This window comes from Vibrio sp. Isolate25, assembly GCF_022398025.1.
Lineage (GTDB): Bacteria > Pseudomonadota > Gammaproteobacteria > Enterobacterales > Vibrionaceae > Vibrio > Vibrio coralliilyticus_A.
Map to the genome: position 1 here is coordinate 1250966 of NZ_JAKEUT010000001.1, position 17632 is coordinate 1268597.

13 protein-coding genes are annotated in these 17632 nt (G+C 46.4%); 5 read left to right on the plus strand and 8 right to left on the minus strand.

Going from position 1 to position 17632, the window contains the following annotated elements:
• Positions 1 to 121 precede the first annotated feature (121 nt).
• From L1D15_RS05440 to L1D15_RS05455, 4 genes are all read left to right on the plus strand, one after another.
• Positions 122 to 1030, plus strand: coding sequence for a LysR family transcriptional regulator (locus tag L1D15_RS05440; protein ID WP_239874932.1), 909 nt, complete (start codon positions 122 to 124; stop codon positions 1028 to 1030).
• Positions 1031 to 1148: 118 nt separating this feature from the next.
• Entirely contained in the window at positions 1149 to 2996 is a 1848-nt protein-coding gene (locus tag L1D15_RS05445; RefSeq protein WP_239874933.1) for a M3 family metallopeptidase, read from the plus strand.
• 369 nt (positions 2997 to 3365) lie between these two features.
• A complete protein-coding gene (gene hcp, locus L1D15_RS05450; protein WP_152472566.1) occupies positions 3366 to 5027 on the plus strand; it encodes a hydroxylamine reductase in 1662 nt (553 codons plus the stop codon).
• Positions 5028 to 5088: 61 nt separating this feature from the next.
• Positions 5089 to 6120 carry a hybrid-cluster NAD(P)-dependent oxidoreductase gene (locus L1D15_RS05455; RefSeq protein WP_239874934.1) on the plus strand — a complete coding sequence of 344 codons (1032 nt, stop codon included), beginning with the start codon at positions 5089 to 5091 and terminating at the stop codon, positions 6118 to 6120.
• An 86-nt stretch (positions 6121 to 6206) separates the two neighbouring features.
• On the opposite strand, the gene L1D15_RS05460 is transcribed toward L1D15_RS05455, so the two are convergent.
• The 8 genes from L1D15_RS05460 to L1D15_RS22035 form a co-directional block, all read right to left on the minus strand.
• The gene (locus L1D15_RS05460) at positions 6207 to 7580 is read right to left on the minus strand and encodes a YjiH family protein (protein WP_239874935.1); all 1374 of its coding nucleotides are present in this window, start codon (positions 7578 to 7580) and stop codon (positions 6207 to 6209) included.
• 292 nt (positions 7581 to 7872) lie between these two features.
• On the minus strand, positions 7873 to 8772 hold the full coding sequence (locus L1D15_RS05465; RefSeq protein WP_239875125.1) for an AraC family transcriptional regulator: 900 nt from the start codon (positions 8770 to 8772) through the stop codon (positions 7873 to 7875).
• A gap of 71 nt (positions 8773 to 8843) precedes the next feature.
• The gene (locus tag L1D15_RS05470; protein WP_239874936.1) at positions 8844 to 11933 is read right to left on the minus strand and encodes an efflux RND transporter permease subunit; all 3090 of its coding nucleotides are present in this window, start codon (positions 11931 to 11933) and stop codon (positions 8844 to 8846) included.
• On the minus strand, positions 11930 to 13072 hold the full coding sequence (locus L1D15_RS05475) for an efflux RND transporter periplasmic adaptor subunit (protein ID WP_239874937.1): 1143 nt from the start codon (positions 13070 to 13072) through the stop codon (positions 11930 to 11932). The genes L1D15_RS05470 and L1D15_RS05475 overlap by 4 nt, the downstream gene beginning before the upstream one ends.
• On the minus strand, positions 13062 to 13949 hold the full coding sequence (locus L1D15_RS05480) for an ABC transporter six-transmembrane domain-containing protein (protein WP_239875126.1): 888 nt from the start codon (positions 13947 to 13949) through the stop codon (positions 13062 to 13064). The genes L1D15_RS05475 and L1D15_RS05480 overlap by 11 nt, the downstream gene beginning before the upstream one ends.
• A 95-nt stretch (positions 13950 to 14044) precedes the next feature.
• Positions 14045 to 15034, minus strand: a complete 990-nt coding sequence (locus L1D15_RS05485; protein WP_239874938.1) for a succinylglutamate desuccinylase/aspartoacylase family protein — start codon at positions 15032 to 15034, stop codon at positions 14045 to 14047.
• Positions 15035 to 15286: 252 nt separating this feature from the next.
• Positions 15287 to 16285, minus strand: coding sequence for a succinylglutamate desuccinylase/aspartoacylase family protein (locus L1D15_RS05490; protein WP_239874939.1), 999 nt, complete (start codon positions 16283 to 16285; stop codon positions 15287 to 15289).
• Between the two features lie 13 nt (positions 16286 to 16298).
• On the minus strand, positions 16299 to 16427 hold the full coding sequence (locus L1D15_RS22035; protein ID WP_275658284.1) for a hypothetical protein: 129 nt from the start codon (positions 16425 to 16427) through the stop codon (positions 16299 to 16301).
• A 660-nt stretch (positions 16428 to 17087) separates the two neighbouring features.
• On the opposite strand from L1D15_RS22035, the gene L1D15_RS05495 reads away from it, so the two are divergent.
• The gene (locus tag L1D15_RS05495) at positions 17088 to 17609 is read left to right on the plus strand and encodes a hypothetical protein (protein ID WP_239874940.1); all 522 of its coding nucleotides are present in this window, start codon (positions 17088 to 17090) and stop codon (positions 17607 to 17609) included.
• Positions 17610 to 17632 lie beyond the last annotated feature (23 nt).

The following is a 17632-nucleotide window of genomic DNA, read 5'->3' on the forward strand; positions in this document are numbered from 1 at the left end:
AGGCCAAAGGTTAGAAGTTTTCACTCAAGCCAAATAGCGCAAAATTGGCAACACAGCGTTGCTTTGGATATAGGTTTCAATGTGTTATTAAAGAATCAAATTGAGAGAGGAAGCAGATAGTATGGACTGGAACCTAAACGATCTTCCGATATTTATTGCCGTCACAGAAACTGGCAGCGTTTCAAAAGCAGCAAAAAGGCTTGGCATTCAAAAATCCAGTGTCAGCCGAGCCATAAACAGATTGGAAGAGTCGTTGAATATTAAACTGCTTGAGAGAAACAGCCGACATCTGAACCTGACCTCAGACGGAGAACAGCTATACAATCAACTTAAGCCGCTGATGCAGAACCTGTCTGCAATCAAAGAGCAAGTTCCATCGCAAAGTCTATGCGGCACTCTCCGCATCGCCACTACGTTCGCCTTTTCTCGGGAAATATTGTCACCTAACCTTAAGGCCTTCACCGAACGTTACCCCGATATACAGCTATCTATTCGCAGCATGTCGCACCGTGCTCACTTACTGGAAGACAAACTTGATCTCGCGATTCAGCTCGGTGATTTAGCCCCTTCTGGTTTTTATGCCAAAAGGCTCACTGTTGTGAAATTACTCTGGTTCTGCACACCTGAATACTTGCTGGCGAATCCAGAGCTCCAATCGGCTACGTTGGAGACTTTGCAACAGCACGTCAGTTTTTATCACGATCAGGAGAATAACCAGTCGATGCTGTACTCAACAATGACTGATGGCAGTAAACAAACCATAGAATTTAAACATGCCAACCAACTGGATGATGTTCTTCTGGTGCGAGATATGGTCGCATCTGGCAGTGGCGTTTCACTGCTGCCTGACATTTACTGTCGTCAATTGTGTCGTGACGGTAAGCTAGTACAAATCGCCCATGAACTTAACGTTTTACCGCATGTGAATATTTCAGCCGTTTACGCTAGCAAAACCACTCATTCTCCTCGTTTAAAAGCCATGCTCAACTTTATGGAAGAAATCACTGCACAGTACGTTGGCGAGTGTTAAACGTAAACTCGCTCAGAGCTCGGTATTGAGAAAACATCAAAAACGCCGACTATGTAACTAATTTCATTATATAAGTCATGCCATAATAGTGCTTCACACCACCATTTTATGGACTGAAATGACTGCAACTCAATACCTCAAAGATCTTAACCATCGTTACCTAGACGTTCATCGTACCAAAGAAGATTTGTTCTGGGACACCTACATGGGGATCAGTAACGAACATGATCGTTTTGCCACTGCGCAAACCGCATGGACTCACTTCCTGAGTAATGCCGATCAGATTTCTGACATCGAACAACAGCTCAGCACGCTCAATGAAATAGCCGACTTAGAAGAGCGTAAACAAACTCAAATAGGGCTTGAAGGCTGGCTAGCCACTTTCCGGTCACACGCTATCGAAGGAGATAAAGCTCAAGCACTCAAGACAGAACTGATAGCATTTGAAACGGAATTATTTGAGAAAAAACAAAATCATGCACTGGTTTACGTCAACGAGGAAGGAGAACAAGTTGACGCCTCTTTACCAGCACTACGCTCAACCATAATGGCAAACGAGAATGAAGCCGTGCGCCAGTCAGCACATCAAGCATTGTTAGATCTTGAGCAATGGTTACTTGGCAATGGCTTTATCGATTTAGTCAAACTGCGTAACCAGTTTGCCCGCTCGTTGGGGTACGATAATTTCTTCGATTACTCAGTACTGAAAAACGAAAAAATGACCACCACTGAGTTGTTTACCATTCTGGATGATTTCGAGCAGCGGACCAGACAAGTTAATCTCACCAGCTTAGATAAACTCGCCAGTGAGAAAGGCCAAAATGCGCTCACAGGTTACAACTTCAATTACTCTTTTTCTGGCGATTCGATGCGTGAGTTGGATCCATACGTTCCGTTTTCCAAGTCACTCAGACGCTGGGTAGAATCTTTTGGCCGGCTGAACATTGATTACTCTGGTGCAGAACTCACTCTGGACTTGCTGGATCGTCAAGGTAAATACCAAAACGGTTTTTGCCACGGCCCGATACCTTCGTTTTATGACGACGGGCGATGGATAGCAGCCAAGGTCAATTTCACCAGTAACGCAAAGCCTGATCAGATCGGCAGCGGTTATGATGGCATCAACACCCTTTTCCATGAAGGGGGACATGCCGCGCACTTTGCTAACGTCAAGATGAACTCACCTTGTTTTTCTCAGGAGTTTGCACCGACGTCCATGGCTTATGCCGAAACTCAATCCATGTTCTGTGACAGCCTGCTGAATGATGCTGACTGGCTGAAACAATACGCTCTGGATGCGAATGGAAATCCAGTTCCAGACGAGCTCATTCAATCGATGATCAATAGCAGCCAGCCGTTTCAAGCGTATCAGGAACGTAGCATTTTGGTGGTGCCTTACTTTGAGCGAGCCTTGTATCAGCTAAGCGACGAGGAACTGACGGCAGAACACATTACAGCATTGGCTCGTCAGTGTGAAAAGCAGATTCTGGGACTAGAATGCAGCCCTCGCCCATTGATGGCGATTCCACATTTGCTTTCTGATGAAGCGTCCTGTGCTTATCACGGTTACTTGCTCGCCAACATGGCCGTCTATCAGACACGCGCTTACTTCCTCGACAGATTTGGGTACCTGACTGACAACCCAGAAATTGGCCCCTTGCTGGCAGAGCATTATTGGCGTGCAGGCAATCACTTATCCCACAATGACACCATCAAGAGCCTGACGGGTGAAGGCTTCAATGCCAAATATCTTGCCGAGGCATGTAGCCTCACCGCCGATCAAGCGTGGGAAATTCAGAAACAAAAGATTGCTGATTTAAACTCCCGTGAACGAACCGATGCCAAACCGTTGAACGCAAAGATCAATATTGTTGATGGTACTGATTGCTTAGCTGACAACGCTACCTCTGATGAGCTGATGTGTAAGCAGTTTGAGGACTACATAACAAAAACGTACGGCTGTTAATCTTCTCCATGAGCCAGATTCAGGTCTGGCTCATCTTCCATTCAATGGAGTTGATGTTAAAAGTACATCGCGCGTTCCAGCTCATCCCATCATGACAATCACCGTCTAACTATCTGTTTTACTCGCTTATCCTCAGCTCAAAATTCATACATTTTACTGACTATCTTATTTACTGTTTAGCTCTTCGTAGCATTCATTGATGTGTTATTTACATCAACATCGTTGTCATTCAAACAACAACCTCATATCCAAAAAAAGAAAAAACTCTTAAATATCAACCACATAAATAGTGGCACGCTCTCTGCAATTCTAGCGCTAAACAAATCCAAGCGGCGTGACCGCATAAAGACTATTTACTGGAGAAGCGCAATGTTCTGTATTCAATGTGAGCAGACTATTCAAACCCCAACTGTTAAAGGTTGTTCTTTCGCCCAAGGCATGTGTGGCAAAACATCTGAAGTTTCAGATCTACAAGATGTACTGGTCTATACCCTTGAAGGTGTTTCGTACTGGGCAGAACAAGCTCGTCGCTTTGACATTATTGATGACGAAGTTAATCAATGGGCGCCAAAAGCCTTCTTCTCGACCTTAACCAATGTGAATTTCGACCCTGAACGTATTCTTGAACTCGCTGCACAGGCTGCGCAGTTTAAATCCCGACTTAAAGAGCAGACGCTCGCTGCGGCAAAACTGGCTGACGTTGAACTTGAGCCCGCACCTAAAGTCGCTAATTTCGAGTTACCAGCAAGTGCTGAAGCGATCCTCGAATTTGCTCCTCAGGTTGCGGTCAACCGTGGCTATCAGGAGATCAGTGAAGATGTGATTGGTCTACGTCTGCTGTGCCTTTACGGCCTGAAAGGTGCTGCCGCTTACATGGAACACGCACGCGTCTTGGAGCAAACCAATAACGATATTTACGCTGAGTATCATGAAATCATGGCGTGGCTAGGCACTGATCCAGAAGATCTTAACGCTTTGCTTGAATGTTCAATGCGTATTGGTCTGATGAACTACAAAGTTATGGAAATGCTGGACCTTGGTGAAACCACTACTTTCGGCCACCCAGAGCCAACTCAGGTCAACGTTAAACCAGTTAAAGGCAAATGTATTTTGGTCTCGGGGCATGACCTGCATGACCTAGAGAAAATTCTTCAGCAAACTGAAGGAACCGGAATCAACGTTTATACCAACGGTGAAATGCTCCCTGCGCACGGTTACCCTGAGCTGAAAAAATACCCGCACCTGGTCGGCAACTACGGCAGCGCATGGCAAAACCAGCAGAAAGAATTTGCTAACTTCCCTGGCGCGATTGTCATGACGTCTAACTGTCTGTTGAACCCGAACATGGGCCAGTACTCAGATCGTTTGTTCACACGTAGCATCGTTGGCTGGCCGGGCGTTGCACACATTGAAGGTGATGATTTCAGTCAGGTGATTGAGTGTGCACTGGCGCAAGACGGTTTCCAACACGATGAAATTGAACACATGATCACCGTAGGCTTTGGTCGCAATGCGTTGATGAGTGCAGCGCCTGCAGTGGTTGAGCAGGTCAAAGAAGGTAACATTAAACACTTCTTCTTAGTTGGTGGTTGTGACGGTGACAAAGCAGAGCGTAGCTACTACACCGATTTCACCGCCAGCGCGCCTGAAGATACTCTGATCCTAACACTGGCCTGTGGTAAGTTCCGCTTCAACAAAAATCAGTTTGGCGACATCAACGGTATCCCGCGCTTACTGGATGTTGGCCAGTGTAATGACGCCTATTCTGCCATTCAGCTTGCCCTAGCATTGTCGAAAGAATTTGATTGCGACATCAACGAACTGCCGCTAACTCTCGTGCTGTCTTGGTTTGAGCAGAAAGCCATCGTGATTTTGCTCACTCTGTTCGCACTAGGTGTGAAAGGCATTTACACAGGCCCAACCGCACCTGCATTCCTGACCGATAACCTCATCCAAATCATTCAGGATAAATTCGACATGCGCAGTATCGGCAATGTTGAAGACGATCTGAAAACTATCCTAGCAGCTTAATCCCTGCCTTTTGATAGCCCAGTCAGTTTGTTTGGCTGGGCTCTTTTACTTGTGAGGAATTATGATTCGCGAATGGCAAAATAACCAACCCGCCCAACTTCGTTGTGTTGATAAATGGCAGGAAACGTCAGATACCGTCAGCTTGACGCTGACCTCTGATACTCCCCTACCAAATGGATTTGATTTCAAACCGGGTCAGTTTATTTCGTTAGGCTTTGAGTTCGACGGCAAGGTGGAATACCGCGCGTATTCTGTTTCTTCGTTACCGGGGGAATCGCATCTTAAATTGACCGTCAAACGAGTCGAGAATGGCTTGGTATCCAACTACATCATCGACCACTTCAATTCCGGAGACAGCGTCTTGGCACTGGCGCCGACTGGACCATTCAACAGTATCGATTGCCCACCGAAGCATAAAGTGGCTTTGCTCAGTGCAGGTTGCGGCATCACACCTGTCATGTCGATGGCAAAACATTGGTTGAAAACCAAAGTAGACGTCGAGATAACCTTTATTCACATGGCGAAAAGCGCTGCTCAGACTATCTACTTTGATGAACTGGAGTCCATGGATGCGCAATGCCCAAATTTCCACCTAAAGTTACTGCTTAAAGACAATACAGGCACACGCCACCCGCAAGGACGGCTCGACAGAGAGTGGTTAGCCAAACTGTGCCCAGACCTTAACCAACGCACGGTTTATCTCTGCGGACCAACTCTATTTATGCAGGATATGGAGAGCAACGCGTTGGCACTGGGTGTTGAGGCGGCGCAATTCCATCAGGAAAGTTTTACTCCTATCGAAGCTCATAATGAAAGCTCGTCAGATGGTGTTGTTCAGTTCGAAGTGCCAGCGTTTGGCGTATCAAAAGAAATCAGCCAAGGCGCTACCTTAGCTGACGTGCTGGAAGAAAACGGGGTGCCAATTATTATCGCCTGTCGCAGCGGCATGTGTGGATCCTGCAAATGTAAAGTGACTAAGGGCGAAGTCAGCCGCACCAGTACGGAAACGCTGACTGAAGAAGATCTCGCCAATGGTTATACCTTAGCGTGTTCTAGCCAAATTCAGTCAGATGTTGAAGTGGAACTGTGCTAGGAGCCATCAGCTTTGCCAGAGACAAAAAAACAGCCCGCTAAGTCACATCTAGCGGGCTGTTTCATCAAATAAGTTCAATTAAGACATCAGAAAATCCAATGTGCGACCAACACAATGATTGGCAGCGTAACTAGCGTTCTTAGCAGGAAGATAGCGACCAGCTCCAAAAAGTTCACTGGGACTTTACTGCTTAGAATCACAGAGCCCGTTTCTGACATGAAAATCAGCTGAGTTACAGACAACGCTGCCACAACAAACTTGGTCAGATCGGCATTAATCGTCGACGCTGCGATGATCGAAGGTACGTACATATCAGCAAAACCAACTAGCATGGTTTCCGCAGCAGCTGCTGCTTCCGGAACATTCAACGCGTTTAGCAGCGGAATGAACGGTGCACCCAGTAATGAGAATAATGGCGTCGTTTCAGCGACAACCAGACCTAAAGTACCGATCGCCATAACCACAGGCAGCACGCTGATTACCATATCCAGTGCGTTGTGCACACCTTCTTTAGCTACTGCCCCAAGGCTTTTCACTTTGCTTGCTCTGTGCAGTGCCAACTTCAAGCCAAAGCCCATAACTGACTGACCCGCAGGCACCAATTCGTCATTACGATTAGGCTTAGTACCATCAATGTACAGGTCTTTCTTATACGATAACGGTGGCAGATACTGAATCACCATCGCGGCAATCACGCCAGACAAACAGATAGAGAAGTAGAACGGGACAAATAAGTTTTCTAAGCCAACCTGAGTTAATACCACCAGCGAGAAAGAAATCCCAACCGGAGAAAACATAGTCGCGACAACCGCTGCTTCACGCGCAGTGTATTTTTTATCTTCGTATTGTTTACTGGTCAGAATCACCCCAACGGTGCCATCACCTAGCCAAGAAGACATACAGTCAATCACAGCACGACCTGGCAAACGGAAAACTGGGCGCATAAAACGGCTCAGAACAGTACCGAGCAACTCAAGCAAACCAAAGTTGAGTAACAGTGGCAACAGCAAACCGGCCAGGAAGAAAGTCACAAGTAAAGAAGGAAGAAGATCATTAAGCACCAGACCACCCGTGTTGCCGTTCCAAATCACTTCAGGCCCGATTTGATGCAATGCCATCAGAGTGAACACCGCGCCTAAAACTCGAACGACTAGCCAAACTGGCGTCAGAACAAACAGTCTTGTCATCAATGTAGATTGAGTCACAAAAGTTGGTTTGATGAGGCTGGCAAGAATAGAAGCGACCGCAGAGAAGCAAATCACAGCGGTGACAGTTGGTAAAATCGCATCCCCAAGGACCGCTTTGACGCCTTTCGCCATCAGCGCTAGCGGAAAGGTGAAGTTGCCATCAATGGTTAATGGTGCAAGGAAAAAGAAAAGACCCAACAAAGACGGAATTGCGAACATCAATATGCTGCGACTGTTTTTGTGGTTCTCTTCGGCTAAAAGTGTATCACTCATCTGACTGCTCCCTAGATGATTATATTTTCACAATTAGTGAATAAGTTCTCTTTGCCGCAATTATAACGACAAAGATTTCACACTCAAGCAAATAATGAAAAATAATTCACTAAAAACGCATAATAATATAAATCAATACGTTATAGAGCTAAGATAATTGGTGGCATTTTGTACGAACGTGCTTAACAATAACCACAGACTCTTTAATCCCCCCCTTTTATATCGAGTATGAATGTGATTATTTATGCAACAACCATAAGAGAAGTTATTCGAGTAAGCTCGATAAATAGAGTTAGCGAATAATAGGTATCTGAAATGAAAACGTTGCCCCCCCTGTTAAGGTCAACTCAATATCACGAACCATTTCAATCAAAAAAGCACTGCCATCAATTTCCAACTTCTGTTCGTCTACGATCTCAAACAGCGCTTCTAAAGCCGCACTGTAAGCAACATCAGAAATCAGATACACCTCAGCGCACAGGTAGTACCCTTCAGGAATCACAAAATCATAGAGAGCTTCATCGACTTGCCAATCACCAATGAAAGTCTCAATTTGGTCCCATACTTTTTCAAGTTGGTTAATCGGCGTTGCGCCGAGTAGATTGACAGTTTTTTTGCCATAGATTTCGATCACCGAATCCCAGTCAGGATCTTCCAGAGCGGTCTTTTTCATACCTCGCTGAGGGTACCAAATCAACTCAGTCGGCATAGACTTGGCCAGCTCATTCTCAATCGACTGCTGAGCACCGGGATGAGCAAGCTTAGCGATAAAATCAGCGGTCTCTCGCGGTGTGGACTCATAACCCATTTTACGAATTTGTTTCGCCGTCACTCCAAGCTCTCTCTTTAAAGCCTTGCCTAAAGCTTGTGAAGAAGAGAAACCACAATAGTGAGCAATCTCCATCACACTCCAAGGCTCATCATTGAGCAGCAGATTCACCGCGACTTGCAGTCGTAATCGGCTGAGATACTGCCCCGGCGTCTCATGGAACAATTCGCTAAACTGACGATGGAAATGATAAGGAGATATAGCGCTCTCTGTAGCAATTTGCTCCCACGATCTGTGTTCTGCCAGTTCGTCATGCATCAACTTCAATGCGTGAGCAAAGCGCTTTCTAAGATGCTCTGATAGCGGTTCTAATAACGCAATTTCGGGCACCAGTTTAAATGCTGGTTTCTCTTGCTGTGACATAGATACGGGCCTCACTGGGGCGACCAGATCACTATCGCCCGTCAAGCGGATAAAATCAATCACGCTCAGCATTAGGCTCCCTCTAATGCCAACTCATCTTCGACAGGCTTTGGCGCTTTACGACTGGTCATCCCCAGCAGTATTGGGATCAGAAGCAGGGTTACCGCCGTGGCAAATAGCTCACCAAACACCAATGAAACCGCTGCAGGTTTTAAGTACTGCGCTTGCTCTGCGGTTTCACTGAGTAGCGGCAGCAAACCACATACCGTCGTAATAGTCGTGAGGAAAATCGCCCTCAATCGACTGGTACCAGCCGTCACTAAAGCCTGTTTAAGCGGCACACCGCTGCGATACTCAGCATTAAAGCGCGTGATCAGTACCAATGAGTCATTGATCACTATTCCCGTCATTGCCATCATGCCGAACATCGACAGCAAACTGATTGGCAGATCCATCAAGTAGTGACCGAAGATAGCGCCAGCAAAACCAAATGGAATTACTGCCATGATGATGAACGGCTGCCAATAAGACTTCAGCGGAACCGCCAACAAGATGTAAATCAGCAGAATGGTCAAAATCATCGCTGAGCGGAAGCCGTCAGAGACTTCACCAATCTCTTCAAATTCGCCGCCTGCTTTGATCCGAACTCCTGGATACTGCTGATGCAGCGTTTTGATCTCAGAGCTAAGCTGAGCCATAGTCTGCTCAGGCGCCTGAACGTCTCGGTTCTGCTTCCAATAGAGGTTTACTACTTGCTCACGATTACGTCGGTAGAGTATCTGAGGCTCCTGCTCATGACGAAATTCAGCAATATCACCGAGTAAGACACTCTTCCCTTCAGACAGCAACACCATCGTCTGCTCAAGCTGAGCGAGGGTTTTACGCTCTGAACGAGGATACTGCAACAGCACCTTAGTTTCTTGGCCTTGTTCTAACAGGCGGTGAATTTCTCGCTCACCAAATGCCTCACCCGCCAATCGCGCCAACTTGTCTTGCGTCAATCCGAGCTGTTGACCGTATTCATTCAGCACTAGCCGCACCTGAGGCTGGCCGCTTTTACCATCATCATAAATATCCGCCACGCCAGGCAAAGCAGCCAGTTTGTCCTCCAATTGACTACTGACGCGCTTAGCAAGTTCACGGTCACTGGATGATATCGAGATGAATGTTCCACCAGCAGGCGCTTCAGCCGCACTAAACTGAACTGAATACGCTCCTTCAATGCTCCCAGTATGAGTACGCCAACTATCGGTCAGTAAATTACCCGGCAAGAGGCTCAGGGCTTCACTGGTTAGCTCGGCGGTCACTTCCACCTCTCCATAACCATCCGACCACGCAAGCAGGTTTACCACGGGTGGCAGGCTCAACGGGTAGTCTTGCATCAGCTCGTCTTCGACGTTGATCATCGCCTGTTCGATTTGATCTAAGGCTTTCTTTTGTAACGGCAAAGGGGCACCGTCTTCTAGCTCGACTTTCGCGGTAACGTATCGACCGGGGATTTCGGGGAAAATGGCACTTCGAATCGTCCCAGTCGACCACATGCCATATGCCAGTACGATCGCGGCGACAAAGCCCAGCAGTGATGCCAGTTTATAATCCAGTACCTTCTCCAAGGTAGGTTTATACACTCTGAAATTGAACCACTCCAAACCACCTTGAGCCACAGACTGAATGCGAGAGAAAATACCGTTGTTTTTTTTACTTACAGACAACTGTGCTAGGTGCGATGGCAGAATGAACTTACTTTCAATCAGAGAGAAGATCAGCGCAAATATCACCACAGCGGAGAATCCAGCCAGAATCTTGGCAAAATCGTTGTTAATCCAAAGCATTGGCGAAAATGCCGCAATAGTGGTCAAAACACCAAATACCGTTGCAACGGAAACCGAGTGTACGCCGTGCCATGCCGCTTTGCGCCCGCTCGCATGTTTACCTCGTTGTTCATGAATGGCCTCACCTACGACAACGGCATCGTCGACTAGGATCCCCAGTACCAAAATAAAGCCAAACAGCGTGATGTCATTGATGCTGTAGTTAGCCAGTTGCATCGCCCCTAAGGTACCCGCGATGGCTACCGGTATACCCACAGCCACCCAGAATGCCAGTTTCAGCTCAAGAAAAATGCCCAGTAAAACCACCACAATCAAAAGGCCTTGCCACGCATTATCACCGAGCCTGAACAATTGCTCTTCAATATAGGGAGCCATATCTGCCATAGTGCTCAGCTCGATGTCTGAAGGCAGGATTTTGCGTTGCTCCGCCAAGGTATCCTTAATTGCATCGCTCACTTTGAGCAGGTTGTCGGTCTGGCTGGTGCTGATCAGTAGAGCGATTGCGTTGATGCCATTATTACGGACGATGGAGCCACTACGCTCATAGCCACGACTCAGCTTAGCGATGTCACCTAAATAGATGGTACCGGATGGACGAGATACGATCGCCAGACGACGCAGCTTCTGTACGTCATCGGCGTAGCCATCACCACGGATGACCATGCGGCCCTTGTCACTAATCAGCTCACCTGTGCGAGACTCAAGTGACATCTGTCCGATGGTGCTGGCTAAATCTTCCAGACTCAAACCCAGTTTCTTGAGCTGCGCTGGATCTGGCTCAATGATAAGTTGTGGCTTGCGACTTCCCCAGTTGGATACTTTAGAAATCTGGGGATTACTTTTCAGCGCTTGCTCGACCTGTCTTGCGATGGGTTGAAGCTGCTCATCGCTGCGTGGCCCTGAAACGACAACAAAGGCGGCCAAGTTAGTAAATTCATTTCTAACCACCTGAGGCTTTTCAGCTTGAGCAGGAAAACCATTGATCGCATTCACTCGGTTACGTACATCATCCAGCAGCTTATTGAGGTCGGCGCTGCTGGTTTTCCGTACAACAACACTCGACATACCAGCGCTAGACTGACTGGTCACCTGTTTAATACCAGAAATGCCACTGATCGACTCTTCAATTCGCTGCGTGACACTCTCATCAATCTGTTTAGCTGTACCTCCCGGGTAGGCAACACTAATCACAATAGATGATGGCGAAATCTGCGGAAAGGACTCCACACGGAGTTGACCAAACGCCATAACACCACTGGCGATGATCGCGAGCATCAACAGATTCGCCCCTACTGGGTTGTTGATAAACCACTTAGTCAGCCAGCTCATTGATTACCCTCCTGCTTCGCAACCAATATCTGCGCAGCTTGAGGAGCGACTTGCTTCCCCGGTAACATCGACAACAGTGGGTACACCACCACCTGACGTGCCTTAGCGCTGTCTTGATCAAAGCGGGCATAAACCTGATTACGCGCTTGTCCTATTTGCGTTATCCACTCTTTCTGCAATCGGTTCTGCTCATCAAGTGTCCAGACGTATCCATCTCGTGTGATCGCACTGAGTGGCAAGGTCACTATTTCTGGCCTTAGCCCGAGACTAACGATGACTTTCACCTGTTGATTAGGCAGCAAGCGAGTCAATCCTTGATAAGGCTCGCGAACAGACAAAACCACTTGTCGCTGACGTGTGGTTGGATCAGCCTGCGGCGAGACATATCGAACTTGTGCCTGCCACTCGCTGCCATCTCGATTCACAATTGTAATCTCAGGCTGACGCAACGCGGATTGCACCTGCTGCCAGTGAAGTTCCGAAACAGGCAGCTCGACATCCAGTGAGTCGCTGGCGGCGAGTTCAAAAGTCACCTGCCCGGCTTCCAACCATTCACCGGGGCTGATGTTACGACGCATGATCACAGCATCAAACGGCGCTGCAATACTTGCTTCCTCAAGCAACTTTGCTGCACTGGTGTAAGCCTGTTTGGCCTGCGCCAGCTCTGCCTTGGCTGCCAACACCTGTGGCTCACGGCGAGCAAACGGTGAGCTTTTGGTCGGTGATAACATTTTTAACGCGACCGTTTGTTCGTGCTGTGCCTGTTTAAGGTTTAATTCTGCCTGCCTAACGCTGCTGTTCGCCTGAGCCAGATTAGACTCTAAAGCGCTGGTGTTGAGCTTCGCCAACAAGGTCCCTTTTTTCACCAGTACACCCGGCTCAATATCGGGGTTCAACCACGCTAACTGAGCGCTGCTTGAAGCCTTAAGCTGGATCGGCCAACGCGCGGTGGTTGTTGCCAGCAAAGTCAAATTGGAATCGTGATCTTCCGGCGTCACTTGCAGTACTGAAACAGGGACTTTGCTCGGCGCTTTTTGCTCAATCACAACTGGCTGAGGCTCTAAAACATCCACAATCACCAATGCCGCGAAAATTGCCCCGCAGCCAGCTAATATTGCAAGCGTCTTTTTAAATTTCATAGGGCTTCTCCTCTACAGCCAATTGAGCGGGGGGTTGATTTAATCGTTGACTGATCTCCATCAGGCGCGACAAGGTTTGCAGTGTGATAGGCAACATCACTGCCGTTTCCACGAATTCCAGTGAGTAAGTTACGATGGAAAAAACCTGACCCACAGTAGGATCAGTAAGAATGCTCACCATCCAAAGATTGGTTAGGACTGCGGCAAATAAGACAATAAAGATCAGCCCATACATCAGCGCTTCAGTGTCGGACAGCTTGATTTCACAGCGTTTCAAGCGTTCAAAGTGTGTTCTAAGCGCCGCGAAAGGCTGGCCGCTGAGTACGCGAACCTGTTGCTCTAACTGATCGTTTAACGCGCTGTTAAGTCGCGTAAAGGTTTGATGGAACAGACCACAAATCAGCAGCATGATCAGCCCCGCGACCAATACGCATAATGCAAGTTTGATATGAAAAGTGGCGAGAATGACAACGGTAGCAACCAACTGCACAACGGCCGTGATCAGAGATGGTAAATCGTCCTCTAGAAAATCTACCAGCTCGCGGGACATGGACAGCCTGGCATCTTTGACCGACACCGATTGGCCGCGTAAATTACGCTCAACCAAATTGGACAACCGCACTCGGATCCCGCCATAAACGCGAGTATCGTAAAAACGACGAGCGACACTGATGACCACCAGTACAAACAAGATCGCTGCGAACATAAGCAACGGCTGCAAATTTTGCTTAAGCACACCATCAATCGCAAAACCGATAAACAGCGGCAGCAAAATCATAAATACGTTCTCAGCCAGAACCATCAGCCAAGTAAACATGACTTTAATGGGACTCAGCCGGATAACGGACCGAAGTGTGATGGGTTGATTGAACAGCATTATTGACCCCACAAATGAATGTGGCGCCAGTATTACCAATTATTAACCAGAAAAAGTGTCCCAGATTGCTGTTTTGGGCAGCAAGCTTTTTTGTTTTATTTAATCATCCGCACAATCAATGATCCCGGAGCGCGCAAAGCTTCAAGGTTATAGCTAAGAACCGTGCCTGATTCTGGGGCGTGATAATGTGCGACGTCGAAACCCAAACTATTGTACTGAACCGCCAGAAGCTGACCTTTCTCAACTTGTTGCAGTAAAGATACCTGCGGCTCAACAAAACCGCCTTGCTCAGCCCGAATGCTGATGGTCTGGCAGCCTTCAATGCAAGGTGTTGCTTCAACGACTTTCCCAGACAGCACTTCGTAGTAACGCAATATGTTCAGCACTCCTTCAACTGCTCGCTCGACCATGTCTGCATCATGATATCGACCTGAACCCACTTCGACCGTAATACTTGGCACTTCATGTTTGTTCCATGTCGTTTCCAGCACACCAGACTCACCGGGATCATTGAGAATCACATCAGGATTCATGAGCTTTGCTAGCTTCATCGCTTGGTCAACCCGATAGTCAGCAAATACATAGAGAGGGTAACTGGTTCCTGTAGTCTGGGTGTGTAGATCTATCGCCACCTCTGCGTTTGGCTTTAGCAAGTTTTGCCATAAGCTATCAAGGTAACGTGCGGCTTCACTCCCAGCTTTGTCACCGGGGAAAAAACGGTTAAGGTTAGAAGAAGAGACATCCGGATCCACTGTCTGAAAGTCACGGCTGTGATGAAGAATACCACTCAGATTTATCGCAGGAACGATAGTGACGCACCCTATCAAAGGTTTGCCGGCCAAAGCTTTTGCCACTTTCAACGCCGTCACAATACCGTTTTGCTCATCACCGTGAACACCAGCAGTAAGCATGATTTTACGACCCGGCCTATCACCTTTAAAAACTCGTACAGGCATTTTCTGCCAAAGCCCTAATGCATCCGTGGCAACCGCAAAAAGGAATGAATGTTCTCCAGCAGCTAAAGTGTCAACGTCAAGTGAATGAATAGTGGGGCAGTGTTCCATAATAGAGGCAATTTCAGACATACTCAGAATTCCTTATACAACAGAAGCGAGTACCTGCTCGCCTTGAAAAACAGCTCACTCTAATCTTTGTTAGCAACCATGGATAGTAACAAGGTGGATTTTTGTTAGGTAAGTAGCGCTACCTGACCAGAGAAATAGGTCACGAAGAGATTACAAAAATAAAAGTAAGTTACTATTTAATATTAGGTTTAAATGCTGTTACAGCTTCTGGTCAACCAAAAGATATAATCTATTCCTAACCGAAAATTATAACTAATCAATCAACCGGACAACCAATGACCCAGGCGCTCGTACCGACTCAACATTATGACTAATCACTGTAGCTTTGATTGGGGAGTAGTAGGTTTGAATTTGATCTCCGAAACTGTTGTACTGAGTCGCTAAGATCTGGCCCTTGTTGACAAGTTCCATCAATTCAACGTGACAAATGACAAACCCTCCCTGCTCAGCACGAACACTAGTAATCCGCTCTCCTTCAACACAAGGATGAGCCACCTTTACTACTTCACCTACAATGAACCGATAATCTTTGAAAATATTCAATACCCCAGTAACGGCGCGTTGCACCATGTCTAAGTCCGTATAGCGACCTACCCCTACTTCAATTGTGATAGAGGGAATACCAGCACGGTTATAGACCGTTTCCAAAATACCCGGATCTCCCGGATCGTTGAGGATAACATCTGGATTGATCAGTCTTGCCATTCGAATGGAATCATCCAGTCGATAGTCAGCAAATGCATAAAGAGGGTATGCTGAACCACTGGTTTGAGAGTGAAGGTCAACCGCGAGATCGGCATTTGGTTTGAGTAAGTTTTCCCACAGGCTGTTGGCGTAGCGACTGGCGTCATCTCCATTCGGATTACCGGGAAATACGCGATTAAGGTTTGTCGATGAACTATCAGGAGCCGCAGAATGAAAGTCTCGACTATGTCTTACAATACCTGATAAATTGACCGCTGGTACGATAGTAATACAACCTGAAATGGCTTTGCCTTCCAGCTCTCGAGCCAACATTTGCGCAGTTAGAATACCATTTTGCTCGTCACCATGAACACCCGCAGTGATCATAATACGCTTCCCAGGCTTTGCACCTTTAAGCACTCGTACGGGAAGCGTTTGAGGATGACCAATCGCGTCCGTCGCAACCGCAAACCAAAACTTATGTTCTCCCGGTTCAAGTGTATCCACATCCAACGCTTGTATGGTTGGATACATAGGCACAATGCACTCATTCAACGGCTTCGTCATTGATCTTCTTTCCTTAAATCGCAGCGACCATCTTTTGTAACAAACGAATGATTTCTCGTTGCTCTTCAGGCTCAAGTGAACTCAGCATCTTTTTGTTGATCAACCAGCCAAAACTGCTTTGTCTGTCAAATTTCTCACTCATCCAATAGATTTAAAAAGTAAAGGCAATAATCGTCATAGTAACTGATATTGCCAAAACTAGCACGAGCAATGCTCGAAGTTGAGAAACAAATTCAAGCCTGTGGTGTTGAGACAAACCTACCTGAACTCCTGTCACCATAGCCCAAGTAAGTGGCTTCGAACGAAGTTTATAAACGAGAATGGCAACAACATGTACAGCAACTAATGTAGGTAACACTTTTGCCAACATAAGATGTACGGATTCGAGAACCCAAAACCCACCGAATTATATTATTCAATAATTGGTATAAAATTCTAAAAAAATATATTAACAACTTATAAAAAAATAAACACACATTCAACGATGTAATTGATATTTATAAATTAACCCCCATTACTGATAATTCTGTTACATGTAGCTGGTTGAATTTTTAATATTGATTCCATTTGAATAATCTTACATTGCTTAGTCAAATTATATTTCATTACAATTATTAATGAAGGGATTGTTACTTTGTGTAATTTATTAGCTCACTTCTGGCATTAAATAAATTGCTTACAGCCAACAAAACCGGACTAGGTTAACTGCTTTTTCAGAGAAGAAAGGCCCCGTTAGCCATATAAAACTTAGAAAGCTTTATCGCTCTCTAAGCGATATACCCTAACCATCAAGGATGAAAACATGCTTAAAAACGTCATTGTTTCTATACTCTCATTATTTCTTATATCTACGGCATTCGCGGAAGAAAATAACTTCCGGTGTGACAATTTATTAGGGAAGTGGTATTCGGAACGAGCTCAAGACCCTTTAATTATGGAAATTATGGATAATGGTGTTAATAACTACCTTGTCTACTACAATGAAAAACTTGAGGATGCGGCTGAATTAACGTGTTATGACAATAATGGAAAGTCTACTCCAATAGCTTCTATTGAAAGTAATAGTGGCTATAACGTCACAGCTTCATTTGGAATCAATGAAAATTACTTGTCGCTCAATGTACAAGCAATAACAGCTGACTCTGTGTCTAAGATATATTCCATGACCAAGAACATGAGTCCGTCAGAGAGTTCTATTAATGCTGCACAGTTCAACAGTTCCCTGCAACCTTATCCAGCTGAGCCATGTCGTTCAATATGTATGACGGGACCTCTATTAGAGCGCTGTCGCTGTCCAAACGGACAACTACCTGGATGGCATTAAATGATTTACCGCAAGCGATATAA

Excerpts from the sequence above, each read along its gene's own strand:
- L1D15_RS05440 (WP_239874932.1), top strand. The coding sequence starts at position 122 with ATGGACTGGAACCTAAACGATCTTCCGATATTTATTGCCGTCACAGAA.
- L1D15_RS05445 (WP_239874933.1), top strand. The coding sequence starts at position 1,149 with ATGACTGCAACTCAATACCTCAAAGATCTTAACCATCGTTACCTAGAC.
- hcp (WP_152472566.1), top strand. The coding sequence starts at position 3,366 with ATGTTCTGTATTCAATGTGAGCAGACTATTCAAACCCCAACTGTTAAA.
- L1D15_RS05455 (WP_239874934.1), top strand. The coding sequence starts at position 5,089 with ATGATTCGCGAATGGCAAAATAACCAACCCGCCCAACTTCGTTGTGTT.
- L1D15_RS05460 (WP_239874935.1), bottom strand. The coding sequence starts at position 7,580 with ATGAGTGATACACTTTTAGCCGAAGAGAACCACAAAAACAGTCGCAGC.
- L1D15_RS05465 (WP_239875125.1), bottom strand. The coding sequence starts at position 8,772 with ATGTCACAGCAAGAGAAACCAGCATTTAAACTGGTGCCCGAAATTGCG.
- L1D15_RS05470 (WP_239874936.1), bottom strand. The coding sequence starts at position 11,933 with ATGAGCTGGCTGACTAAGTGGTTTATCAACAACCCAGTAGGGGCGAAT.
- L1D15_RS05475 (WP_239874937.1), bottom strand. The coding sequence starts at position 13,072 with ATGAAATTTAAAAAGACGCTTGCAATATTAGCTGGCTGCGGGGCAATT.
- L1D15_RS05480 (WP_239875126.1), bottom strand. The coding sequence starts at position 13,949 with ATGCTGTTCAATCAACCCATCACACTTCGGTCCGTTATCCGGCTGAGT.
- L1D15_RS05485 (WP_239874938.1), bottom strand. The coding sequence starts at position 15,034 with ATGTCTGAAATTGCCTCTATTATGGAACACTGCCCCACTATTCATTCA.
- L1D15_RS05490 (WP_239874939.1), bottom strand. The coding sequence starts at position 16,285 with ATGACGAAGCCGTTGAATGAGTGCATTGTGCCTATGTATCCAACCATA.
- L1D15_RS22035 (WP_275658284.1), bottom strand. The coding sequence starts at position 16,427 with ATGAGTGAGAAATTTGACAGACAAAGCAGTTTTGGCTGGTTGATCAAC.
- L1D15_RS05495 (WP_239874940.1), top strand. The coding sequence starts at position 17,088 with ATGCTTAAAAACGTCATTGTTTCTATACTCTCATTATTTCTTATATCT.